The organism is Confluentibacter flavum, assembly GCF_002843175.1.
Classification (GTDB): domain Bacteria; phylum Bacteroidota; class Bacteroidia; order Flavobacteriales; family Flavobacteriaceae; genus Confluentibacter; species Confluentibacter flavum.
On sequence record NZ_PJEO01000015.1, the window covers coordinates 25,200 to 37,328 of the forward strand.

Genomic DNA, 12,129 nt, shown 5'->3' on the forward strand with positions numbered 1-12,129 from the left:
TGATAACTTTGAAACTTTGCAACTTTGAACCTTTGTAACTTAAAAAAATGAACGTAATTATTATAGAAGACGAAAAACCATCAGCCCGCCGTTTGCAACGTATGTTGGAAAAACTAGGAATTCATGCGAAAACCATGTTGCATTCGGTTGAAGAATCCTTGGAGTGGTTTCAAAAAAACCAGCATCCCGATTTGATTTTTTTGGATATTCAATTGAGCGATGGTTTGTCGTTTGAAATTTTCGAAACCATAGATATTAAAAGTGCCGTTATTTTCACCACAGCTTATGATGAATATGCGCTGCAGGCTTTTAAATTGAATAGCATCGATTATTTATTAAAACCCATTGATGAAGAAGATTTAGCAAAAGCCGTAAAAAAATACCAAGAGCGCATTCCGCAAAAACAAACGGTTAACATCGATTTTAATGATATTAAAAAATTATTGGTAAACCCAATAGACCGAGACTATAAAAAACGCTTTTCGGTAAAAGTGGGGCAACACATCAAACTGATTAATATAGACGACATTGAATGTTTTTACAGCGAAAACAAAGGCACCTATTTGTACGCCAATGATGGTAGAAATTATTTATTGGACACCACTTTGGAACTCCTAGAAAACGAATTGGAACCACAAACCTTTTTTAGAATAAACCGCAAGTTTTTTGTAAACATCCATGCCATAAAAGATATGGTAAGCTATACCAATTCGCGCTTGCAAATAAAACTAAAAACATATAACGCAGAAGAAGTTATTGTAGCTAGGGAACGGGTTAAGGATTTTAAGGATTGGTTGGAGTAATAGAGTAGAGGTTGTCGAAATTCAGTAATCTCTTTTAATGGTGTTATATTTCATTGTTATGGTTATTAGTTTCAAAACTTTTTAAAGTCTGTCCTGTTTTTAATTTCCATTCTTCGAGACCATTTGCATTTCGCCCCATAATAGTTGCAGCAGCAAGTGAAGGACTTGTAAAAATATAATCTTCTGAAAATATCAAACTTCCATTCAAATTGTTAATGACATTTTTGTCGATTAGGTTTTGTCGCAATTTTGCAATCGACGGAGACATTGAAGGAGTTGTTGAATCCGAAGCTTTAGAACCTTTAAATACCAAAAAACCGTCAGAAGTAGGTTCTCCTTGTGCATCTGCTCCGCGTGCGGCTTTAATTTGAAATAGTTGGTTCTTTTTATTATTAGTTATTTCCCGTTTATCATCAAATACTTTATGACCTAATGTATTGACAAGCATTCTCATATTTTCAATGTATTCTTCCATTTCAGCCCGATCAGATTCAGAAATCGAAGAAAGTGTCGGAATTGTGGAATTGTCTATTTTATAACGATTAGATGAAACAGCAATATCATGTAATCGATTTTCAATGTATTTAATGTGAGCTTTGTTTAGATTCTCATCTTTGCTAATAAAAACTACTACTTCGTTCCAAAAATCTTTTTGTGCTAAATGTTGATTAAGTCGTTTTAAAACTGATTCAGCTTCTCCAATATATACTTGATCTTTTCCATCATCGTCCTTTCCAAATAACAAATACACCCCTGTTGAAGTCAAGTCATGGCGATCTGAACAGTCTTTAACTTTTATTCTTGGAATTTTGTAAGCTTTCCCTGTCCAATTTGAAAGCTCGCAACTCATTCGCCCATTAGGGTCACCATCAATTAAAAAAATCTTGATTGTTTTACCGTACTTGCTCAATGGTAATAATTTAGTTTTAACGAATATATAATAAATGTTAATAAAATCATTAATATTTTTGCTGTCGCTCGGCAATAGTTTCCATAAATTTTTTACAAGCAGCATGTTATGTTATTTGGTTTGGAACCCATAAAGCATACGATAAAATAAATGTTGAAACCATTGCTTTTGACACAAACATTTTAACAAACAAAAAATGATAATTATGAACTGGAAAGTATTAAAAACAGAAGACGATTATAATAAAGCTTCCATGAGAATGATGGAGATATTTAATGCCGAGCCTAATACGCCGGAAAGCGATGAATTGGATTTGCTTATTGTTTTAGTTAAAGATTATGATGAAAAGCATTATCAATTACCAGATTTGGATGCTTTGGAAGTCATTAAATATAAATGCAAGAAATGGGAATAAAAGCAAAGGATTTAGAGCCGATTATTGGAAGTAAAGGGCACGTTTCTGCTATTCTTTCTGGTAAACGTGAAATCACTTTAAAGATGGCACAAAAGTTAAAGGATTATTTTAAGATTCCAGCGGACGTATTTTTGCATAGTGCATAATATCCAGAACCTAGTTACAAAAGCTTCTCGATACAGATTTGTTCCGTTGCACTCTGCAAATCCACTCGAAGTGACATTTCGGTTTGTAATTTTAGTTAGATTGTCAGTTCGATTTCTATGACACAACCAAATCATTTTTATAAAAAGTTTGGTTTTTAATCAAGGCAAAAATACGATGGATAATTTTATTCCTAATGGCATTTAAAATACTCATCTTATTTTTGCCCTCTTCAATCTTTCTTAGGTAATATACCCTAAGGTCATTTTCTAGCCTAATAGCACTCATGGCTGCCAAATGGAGTACTTTTTTTAATTCTTTATCTGCAAAAATGGATACCCTAGGCCTATATTTTAAGGATGTTCCCGATTGATGTTCAAAAGGGACAACACCGGCAAAGCAGGCCATCCTTCTTGGGTTATCTATTTTTGTAAACCCTTCCGTTTTGGACAGCACCATCCAGGCCAATACCTTGCCCACCCCAGGGATCGTCCGGATCCTATTTACCTGTTCCCTTAACCGTTCATCATTCCCAATTATAAATTGTATCTTAGCTTCTATCTTGCTTATTTGCGCATCAATGTTCCTGATCAAGCTTTCATTTAGTTTAAGTAGCTCTTTGTCCATTCCATTGGCATTCATTACTTTATAATCCGATCGTTGCCTAAGCAATCCTGATTTTATTTTGACCCTATACTTTCTTTCCGCTTGCAAAACTTTCAATTGTTTAATGGATTCTGTACTTGGTTTCCATTGTGGCAAATCCATATGGTTTTTCTCAATGAACAATGTGATCCTTTCAGCATCTATGCGGTCATTTTTTCCCCTGACCAACCCTAAACTTTTTTTGATATGGATAGGGTTTATTACATAGACCAAGAATGAAAAACCCTCTAGTGCTTCATACAGATTGTAATTGTACCTACCTGTGTTTTCCATGGCGACATAGATTGCCGCATCCTTGATAGCTGCATATTTTTTAAAGAATTTGTCGCACTCTTTTATGGTGTTCCCAATGGTTGAATAAGCGACCTGCCCGTCTTTTTTGATACAGAGATCCAATGTTTTAGAACTAATGTCAATCCCAATAAAAATGTTTTTCATAATTTTGTTTTTAAGTGATTAAAAGATTAGAGAAAACCATCAATAACTCAACTCCTTTATAATGGGCTTGGATCCCTAATTTCTATCTGAGATTTTGATGTTTAAAGTGTTTAAGTCTATATCGAACTATGAGTTTTACTCGGAGTGAGTATTAGTTTACTTAAACACTTTTCTCTATTCTAAATTTAATGAAATACTGCTAAACAAATCTAAAGGAGTAAAATACTGAGGCACGAGGTATTTTGTATAGAGAACAATCTAAAACAAATAGCATAAGTTCTCAAACTAAACACTCAATTAAAATATTTTAGATTCTATACTTTCAATAATAGTTTCAACATCTATTAAGTAATCAAACCACAAAATACTGTTATCTTTTTTAAACCAAGTCAGTTGGCGTTTAGCAAAACGGCGTGTGTTTTTTTTAATTTCAGAAATGGTAAAATCCAAATCCCATTCACCATTAAAATAATTGAAGAGTTCTTTATAGCCAACGGTATTTAGAGCGTTTAGATGTTGGTAAGGCAACAAACTTTCCACTTCTTTCAGTAATCCTCCTTGCACCATCATTTCAACACGTTGGTTAATGCGGTTGTAAATAATGGGTCTATCAGCGGTAAGTCCAATCGTAATGGTTTTGAAATCACGTTTAGCTTTGTCTTTACTTAAAAAAGACGAATATGGTTTGCCTGTACCCAAGCAAATTTCTAAAGCCCGAATCACCCGATGCGGATTATCAATCGCAATGTTATTATAAGATGTTTCATCCAAGGTTTTTAGTTGCTCTTGTAAAAATGGGAGTCCTTTGGTTTCTAAATCGGAATTTAGTATCTCGCGTATGTTGCTATCTACCTTAGGGAAATCATCCAAACCTTTGGTTATGGCATCTATATACAATCCAGAACCGCCAACCATTATAACCACGTTGTTAGTTTTAAAAAGGGTTTCCAAACACTGTAAAACATCCTTTTCAAAAGCACCCACATTATAGGGTTCTTCAATAGATTTATGATGGATGAAATGATGTTTTATGGCAGCTAGTTCTTCTTTAGTTGGCGCAGCAGTGCCAATGTGCATCTCTTTAAAAAACTGCCTGGAATCTGCCGAAATAATTTCTGTATTAAAATGTTGCGCCAGTTTAATGCTTAAAGCTGTTTTTCCAATGGCCGTTGGCCCCACAATGGAGATTAAAAACTTAGTCATTACGTAGTTTATGGCCACAATTATGGCAAAATTCGGATTTCTCCATATGGTCCTGTTCGCCACAACTCGGACAAGGGTTTCGGTTTCCGATTAAAAAGATGCTTCCTTTACGTTTATTTTGGGCAAGTTCTGCAGTAACAATTCCTGTAGGTACTGCAATGATGCCGTAACCTAAAATCATGATGAATGATGCCATAACCTGTCCTAATGGCGTTATGGGATGGATGTCTCCGTACCCAACCGTGGTTAAGGTTACGATACACCAATAAATACTTACTGGAATACTTGTAAACCCATTTTCCTTGCCTTCAATAATATACATTAAAGACCCTAATAGGACACAAACTACAAGTACAAAATAAATGAATACGATAATCTTAATCCGACTCGTTTTAAGGGCCAATCTTAATTGCGATGCTTGTCCCATAAAACTAACTAGATTAAGTATTCTAAACAAACGTAACAGTCTTAATGCCCGAACAACCGAAAGTATTTGTGCCCCACCCAAGAAAAATGAGAGGTACATAGGCAAAATGGCAATAAAATCTATGATGCCATAAAAACTAAAGATATATTCAGAAGGTTTTCTTATGGAGATGATACGTAGGATGTATTCTAGAGTGAAGAAAATAGTAATAATCCATTCACAAATAACAAAAATTTGGTGGTACCTATCATCTATAAAATCGACGGTTTCAAGCATCACCATGAGCACGCTCAATAAAATGAGCCCCAGTAACACAATATCGAATAACCTACCAGATATGGTGTTTGTGCCATAAATAATGATGTGCACTCTCTGCCTGAATATATCGAATTTAGATTTTACGTTATCCATAAAAAAAACTATAGATTCAAATCTACAAAAATTATAGTTGAATAATCTTTAAATTTTCTTTATTACAATAGTAGCATTTTTTTGAATATCAACAATTTTGGTCATGAATTCCTTTAAATAGGGATAAAATTCTGAAGGATACAAAGCCTCTTTGAAATCGACTCTCAGTGTTAAGTTAACAGTTGGCCCCAAAGTTTTAGAAGATAATGTTACCATGCCAGTATTGTTAGGTAATGCTACAATGAAATCTTGAGGCAATTCCAAAACAGAATACTTGTCTCCCAAGTTAATGCTAATCATGTAAAAATAGGAGTCTTTGTAACCAAAATCTATTGGGTAAGTCCGCTCCTGTAATTTAAATGGGTTTTCTAAAAAGAATTTAACAAAAAAGGGATTTAGATATATGTTGTCCCCAATGACTTCTGGATCCAACACAATATTATAGGATTCAGAAAAATCTGGGCTTGTCTTGCCTTCAGTAATTACTTCATGGTGGGTAATTTCAATACTTGGATAATTATTTTCAAGCCCATTAACATAAGCCTCTTTATTTGGGTAATAGGATTTTTTAAAATTCAGTGAATGGTATCCAGTGCTTTTGCCGCTAATTTTGCCAACTAATTTATTGTTTTCATTAAAATTTATGGTAGCATTATATAAAATTTTTGAAGCCTCTTTTGGAGCGATGTCAATCCATTCACTACCTTTTTTAAAATCTAATAAACGACCATAACTATTTAAACATCTAAAGGGAAGTTCTCCGAAACTTAAATAGCTGTCTGTGGCATCCAATAAATACGTTTTGGTATCAATAGTTGCTTGTACAATTAAGTAATTAAATTCTGAAATTACGGGAAATATTTTAGTTGCAAACCCATTATTTCTAGTAGATAACAGTACGGGTTTCACCTCAACGCCAACTTCTTCCAATAAATTGTGGAGCAAAATATTCATTTCTGAAACATTACCAGATTTATCCTTAATAATATCTTTTACCGACACATCGTTGAAAATACGGTACTCTTCATTCCATGTATAATTATCCTGTACATAATTGTAAACCGCCATCGCTTTTTTAAGAGCATCTGGTTCATTTAAAATAGTTGATGATAATAATTTATCTGCTTCAACAGATCTTGATAGCTGTCTGCCAACATTTGGTTCTGCTTTTAATTCATCATCTACAGTTTTCCATGTTTTTGTGTAATTTTCTACAACACCATTAAATCCTTTAAATGTTTTTAATTCATAATCAACACGTGACAAGTAATTTTTTTTAGCGGTTAAATAATCTTCATCAATAAAGGCAGGTATGTCTTTCATCAGGTAATAAGCATCAGAACAATCTGCCGTTAAATCATTATTACTGGAATAGGGTTGAGGGCTAGGATTAGGTATCGATAAACATTTAGGTCTTAGCTTAATATCTGTTTCGGTAAGAGGTAAATTTCCAACAAGTTTAATATTGTAATCGTAATTGGCAGGAATACTCGTCCTGTATTCGCTATATAATTTAGGAATTTCTTCTTGAAATACCCAACCATTGTAGTTATACATAAAAGGAGAAGAAATAATATAACTGTATGCTATTACAGAACCCTCTTTTATGTTTGGTAATGTGAATTTTACAAGTGTATGATTCTCATCATATTCTTCCCTATAGATATTACTAGTATAAAGGTTGGATGTTACAACATTTTCCCCATTTAAATTGTAAGTATTAGCAATAATATCATCTATTTTTTCCTTTCTAGTATTATTATTATATAAATGTATGGTCACAGTAGCATTATCAAAACCTTCTCTTTTTAATATTTTTATCTTACGCTTTACCTCTGTTTTTAATACATAATCGTTTGAGTCAAAATAACTATTACCATATTCATAAATAACCAATGCATTGGCAGTTGTATCTTTTTTGAAAGATGATGCTTTAATATCATCAAGAGAAACTCTGAAATCTTCAGAAACATAATTTTCTTGCGCAAAACCTAAAACACTAAAAGTAAAGGCTATCATAAAGTAGATTTTTTTCATACTTGATTGAAATAATGTTGTTTGACTTGCTTGTTTTTCCTTAAATAACTTTGAATAATATGTTGTGTATCTCTATTATTTTCCATAGGCGTAATAATGGATTCTAAAACATCAATATTATTTATTTGGTAATTCAAATTAAAAAATCCTAAGCCTTTAAAAACGCCACTTTCAATCAGTATGGCGCTTCGTTCGTCAATATCACGACCTCTATCAATAATCACCATGTTTTTATTTTTGTAACTATTTTTATTGATGAGGGCTTCAACACGTTTATTATAATCTTCTGGGGCTTCTTTTTGAATACAGGCACCGGCACATTCTTTTATATCATATTTAAAACAACTTGTTTTTGTATTGTAAAGGCCTGTTAGTTTTTGACATAATTGGTATTCTTCCACCATATGAAACATAAATGTTTTAGCGCTTTGCCTGTTGGCAAATGTGGTAATGGGGCTTTTGCGTCCATCAGCAATATCAATTTTAAGATTGATGTAACCATGTTCATCAACAAAACTATACAAAGCATGTGTAAATATTTTTCTGCGTAAAGCCCTATTGTAAATGGGATTGTTGCGTTTTATTTCCTCACTCTCTTTTAAAAGCGCTACCAATTCACTGCCTGTGGCTTCATAAGTTACGGCAGCTACCTGCATTTGTATTTTTTTTGATTTGGGGTTGGTATTCGTAAAATGCTGATTAACGCGTTTTTTTATATTGTTACTTTTGCCAATATAAATAATTTCACCATTAGATTTGTGCATATAATATACACCCGTAACAGCAGGCATTTCTTCAATAATATTAATATGTCTGGGTTCTAATTGATGCTTTGGGTTCAAACGAATGGATTCTAGAATAATACTTTTTGTAGAATCTTTATCCAGCAACATTTTAAACAGCTTAACGGTTGCCATGGCATCTCCTGCTGCTCTATGTCTATCTGCTACAGGAATGCCAAGCGATCTTACCAGTTTTCCTAAACTATAAGAATCTTGATTTGGGATTAAATCTTTTGCCAATTCAACCGTGCAGAGTGATGGACGTTCAAACTCAAATCCTAATCTCCTGAATTCCGTACATAAAATGCGGTAATCAAATTGGGCGTTGTGTGCCACTAAAATACAATCTTCTGTAATTTCTACAATACGTTTGGCAATTTCATAAAATTTAGGCGCACTGCGTAGCATGCTGCTGTTAATACCAGTAAGATTCACTACAAAGGGTTGAATCTCGCGTTCTGGATTTATAAGACTGATGAATTGATCAACGATTTCATGACCATTATATTTGTAGATTGCTATTTCGGTAATGCCTTCTTCATTATACTTGCCCCCCGTTGTTTCTATGTCTAAAATCGCGTAAATGGTAAAAAGTTTAAAAGTTAAAAGTTAAAAGCTAAAAATTAAAAGTTAAAATTACTGAGGTTTTAACTTCATGGTGTTGATTGTAGAAACTAACATTTTAATTAATTCTTGATTTAAATCTATTAGTTTATTGAAATTTTGTGATTCCAAATAATCGGAATCTTTAAGTAACATAAGCCAATACTCGGTTTCACTCGATTCTTTAAGAGCGATACTCATTTTGCTTATAAAGTCCTTATTTGATTGCGCAAATTCAGCTTCTCTAATATTCGCTCCTATAGAAGTGCCACTTTTAAGTAGTTGTCTAGTTAATGTGAATTCTTTCTTAGTTGATGAAATAGATTTGTAAGTTTCAATAATTAATAGTGCAAAATGATAACTTTTATTTTTTAAAATTGATTCCTTCATCCAACTATTAATTTTTCACTATTACTTATTAACTTCTACTCCCGAATATACTGCTTCCAACTCGTATCATGGTACTTCCACATGCTATGGCAAGTTTATAATCGCCACTCATGCCCATGCTTATAATTTCTGGCTTAAAGTTAAAAGATTCCATGGTTTTAAAGCTATCAAAAGTAGTTTTTAACAACGTAAATTCGCTTTTTATTTGGTTGAGGTCTTCCGTAAAAGTCGCCATTCCCATAATGCCAACAATCTTAATATTTTTTAATTCTGAAAATGTTTCAGATCGAACAATATTTACTGCTTCATGCGGTTCCATTCCAAATTTGGAATCTTCTGAAGCTATTTTAATTTGAAACAAGCAATCAATCACCCTATTATTTTTAATGGCTTCTTTATTTATTCCTTCTAAAAGTTTAAAATTATCAACGCCATGTATTAAACGCACAAAAGGCGCCATATATTTTACTTTATTGCGTTGTACATGCCCAATCATATGCCATTCGATGTCTTTTGGCATCTGCTCATACTTGTCTACCAATTCTTGGATTTTATTTTCCCCAAAAATGCGTTGCCCTGCATTATAGACTTCCATTAAATCACTTATAGGCTTGGTTTTAGAAACTGCTACCAATGTAACATGAGGTGGTAACTCGGATTTAATATGGTGTAGATTTTCTTTTATTGACATTAATTGTTGTTAAGGCGTTTAATTGTTTTTAAGTTTAAACGCATAAACGGTTAAACGAATAAACTTACTTTAGGAATTGTTTAGAGATTTTCTCGGCTTTTTTACTTTCGGAATAGTCATAAAATCCTTCCCCAGATTTTACGCCCAATTTACCAGCTTTTACCATATTTACAAGTAAGGGACAAGGTGCGTATTTCGGATTTTTAAAGCCATCATACATCACATGTAGTATCGACAAACAAACATCTAAACCAATAAAATCTGCCAATTGCAAAGGCCCCATCGGGTGTGCCATACCTAATTTCATCACGGTATCAATCTCATGAACACCAGCAACACCGTTGTAAAGCGTTTCAATAGATTCGTTAATCATGGGCATTAAAATACGGTTGGCGACAAACCCAGGAAAATCATGGACTTCAACAGGTATTTTTCCCAATTTTTTGGAAATGTCCATGATGGTTTTGATTACTTCTTCACTGGTGTTATACCCTTTTATGATTTCAACCAATGGCATGACAGGTACCGGATTCATGAAGTGCATACCAATAACCATATGCGGTCTGGTTGTTATGGATGCTATGTGTGTTATGGAAATAGAGGAGGTATTGGTTGCTAAAATGGTATCATCTGGACAAGCGTCGTCTAACTGCTTAAAAATAGTAAGCTTTAAATCGACGTTTTCCGTGGCGGCTTCAATTACTAAACTTGCATATTCAACACCTTCTTTTATGTTGGTAAATGTGGTTATATTTGATAAAGTGGTATTTTTTATGGCTTCGGTAATGGTTTCTTTTGCCACCATTCTATCCAAGTTTTTAGAAATGGTTTCTAAGGCTTTCTTTAATGCAAGGTCATTGGTATCAATAAGCTGCACTTTAAATCCGTTTTGAGCAAAGGTATGTGCAATGCCATTGCCCATGGTGCCTGCTCCAATAACTGCTACGTTTTTCATTTTAATAGTGCTTTTTTTATTCCCTCGTAGGAGGGAATCCCATTATTTATTAGTCATTGCGAATCATACTTTTTTGTGATGTGGCAATCTTTCGAATAAAATATAAAATTAAACAGATTGCCACGTCATGCTTCCTCGCAATGACTGTCAAAAACAATTAATTATTTGATTAGCCACACGCAACGCTTCCGTACCATCATGTAGCGTAACCGCAGGTTTTGTGTTATTGTTTATCGCATCAGCAAAGCTTTCCAATTCATCTAGAATGGAATTGTTTTCTGGTATGGGCGGATTATCAAAATAGATCTGTTTTTTTACGCCTTCCGCATTTTCAAGAACCATATCAAAATCCCCAGGATTTTCAGGCGCATCCTTCATTTTTACCACTTCACATTGCTTGGTTAAAAAATCGACTGAAATGTAAGCGTCCTTTTGAAAAAATCGAATTTTACGCATTTTCTTCAACGAAATTCTACTGGCGGTTAGGTTGGCAACACACCCATTTGTAAACTCAATGCGCGCATTGGCAATATCGGGGGTATCACTAATGACAGCGACGCCACTGGCGGAAATATGTTTTATTTTCGAATTTACGGTACTTAAAATAATATCAATATCGTGAATCATTAAATCCAATACCACAGGAACATCGGTGCCACGAGGATTAAACTCCGCCAATCGGTGCGATTCAATGAACATGGGCGATTTCACCTCGTCCTTTACCGCTAAATAGGCCGGATTAAAACGTTCAACATGGCCCACTTGTCCTTTTACATTGTGCAAGGCAACCAAAGCTCTTATTTCTTCGGCTTCTTCAACGGTATTGGTAATGGGTTTTTCAACAAAAATATGTTTGCCTTTTATAACGGCTTGTTTGGCACATTCATAATGGGAAAGGGTAGGCGTTACAATATCAACGACATCTACAGCTTCAATAAGCGTGTCAATGGAATTAAAGAATTTATAACCAAATTCTGCTTCTATTTTTTTTCCGTGAGCGTCATCGGCATCATAGAAACCAACAAGATTATATTTTTCTGACTGTTGTAGAAGTCTTAAATGAATTTTCCCAAGATGACCTGCACCAAGTACCCCAACGTTTAGCATAATATTTCCGTTTTAAACAAAAATAGCATAATTAACACATGATTTTGGTATAATGCTGCTAAATTTTAATCGCAAATTATTAAAAATAAATTCTGTTTAAATAGTTTTAAGCTTAAAAATCTTTAACTAATTTTAGCATTGAGAAAT

General features: G+C 33.7%; 13 protein-coding genes. 3 read left to right on the forward strand and 10 right to left on the reverse strand.

All coding sequences use genetic code 11. The features are described from left to right. Positions 1-47: 47 nt before the first annotated feature. Complete coding sequence (locus tag CSW08_RS04525; RefSeq protein WP_106658728.1) at positions 48-803, forward strand: LytR/AlgR family response regulator transcription factor; 756 nt, start codon at positions 48-50, stop codon at positions 801-803. Between the two features lie 43 nt (positions 804-846). Here the strand turns inward: CSW08_RS04525 and CSW08_RS04530 are convergent, their stop codons facing one another. Further along, positions 847-1,818 carry a GIY-YIG nuclease family protein gene (locus CSW08_RS04530; protein ID WP_106658729.1) on the reverse strand — a complete coding sequence of 324 codons (972 nt, stop codon included), beginning with the start codon at positions 1,816-1,818 and terminating at the stop codon, positions 847-849. A gap of 100 nt (positions 1,819-1,918) precedes the next feature. On the opposite strand from CSW08_RS04530, the gene CSW08_RS04540 reads away from it, so the two are divergent. Together CSW08_RS04540 and CSW08_RS04545 are read left to right on the forward strand one after the other, a co-directional pair. After that, positions 1,919-2,128 carry a transcriptional regulator gene (locus tag CSW08_RS04540; RefSeq protein ID WP_106658730.1) on the forward strand — a complete coding sequence of 70 codons (210 nt, stop codon included), beginning with the start codon at positions 1,919-1,921 and terminating at the stop codon, positions 2,126-2,128. After that, a complete protein-coding gene (locus CSW08_RS04545; protein WP_157831424.1) occupies positions 2,119-2,274 on the forward strand; it encodes a helix-turn-helix domain-containing protein in 156 nt (51 codons plus the stop codon). Before CSW08_RS04540 ends, CSW08_RS04545 begins: the two co-directional genes overlap by 10 nt. Positions 2,275-2,389: 115 nt before the next feature. On the opposite strand, the gene CSW08_RS04550 is transcribed toward CSW08_RS04545, so the two are convergent. From CSW08_RS04550 to CSW08_RS04590, 9 genes are all read right to left on the reverse strand, one after another. After that, positions 2,390-3,376 (reverse strand): IS110 family RNA-guided transposase, encoded by a 987-nt coding sequence (locus CSW08_RS04550; protein WP_106658732.1) that lies wholly within the window; start codon positions 3,374-3,376, stop codon positions 2,390-2,392. 297 nt (positions 3,377-3,673) lie between these two features. Further along, positions 3,674-4,579 (reverse strand): tRNA (adenosine(37)-N6)-dimethylallyltransferase MiaA, encoded by a 906-nt coding sequence (gene miaA / locus CSW08_RS04555; RefSeq protein ID WP_106658733.1) that lies wholly within the window; start codon positions 4,577-4,579, stop codon positions 3,674-3,676. Continuing rightward, entirely contained in the window at positions 4,572-5,417 is an 846-nt protein-coding gene (locus CSW08_RS04560) for an ion transporter (protein WP_106658734.1), read from the reverse strand. Before CSW08_RS04560 ends, miaA begins: the two co-directional genes overlap by 8 nt. Positions 5,418-5,465: 48 nt before the next feature. After that, on the reverse strand, positions 5,466-7,436 hold the full coding sequence (locus tag CSW08_RS04565) for a DUF3857 domain-containing protein (RefSeq protein ID WP_162495541.1): 1,971 nt from the start codon (positions 7,434-7,436) through the stop codon (positions 5,466-5,468). A gap of 14 nt (positions 7,437-7,450) precedes the next feature. After that, complete coding sequence (locus CSW08_RS04570; protein WP_106658736.1) at positions 7,451-8,821, reverse strand: exonuclease domain-containing protein; 1,371 nt, start codon at positions 8,819-8,821, stop codon at positions 7,451-7,453. Positions 8,822-8,872: 51 nt separating this feature from the next. Then, positions 8,873-9,229 carry a four helix bundle protein gene (locus tag CSW08_RS04575; protein ID WP_106658737.1) on the reverse strand — a complete coding sequence of 119 codons (357 nt, stop codon included), beginning with the start codon at positions 9,227-9,229 and terminating at the stop codon, positions 8,873-8,875. A gap of 28 nt (positions 9,230-9,257) precedes the next feature. Further along, complete coding sequence (locus tag CSW08_RS04580; protein ID WP_106658738.1) at positions 9,258-9,920, reverse strand: YggS family pyridoxal phosphate-dependent enzyme; 663 nt, start codon at positions 9,918-9,920, stop codon at positions 9,258-9,260. 64 nt (positions 9,921-9,984) lie between these two features. Further along, positions 9,985-10,875, reverse strand: coding sequence for a 3-hydroxyacyl-CoA dehydrogenase family protein (locus tag CSW08_RS04585; protein WP_106658739.1), 891 nt, complete (start codon positions 10,873-10,875; stop codon positions 9,985-9,987). A 147-nt stretch (positions 10,876-11,022) separates the two neighbouring features. Continuing rightward, positions 11,023-11,982, reverse strand: a complete 960-nt coding sequence (locus tag CSW08_RS04590; RefSeq protein ID WP_106658740.1) for a Gfo/Idh/MocA family protein — start codon at positions 11,980-11,982, stop codon at positions 11,023-11,025. Positions 11,983-12,129: the final 147 nt, after the last annotated feature.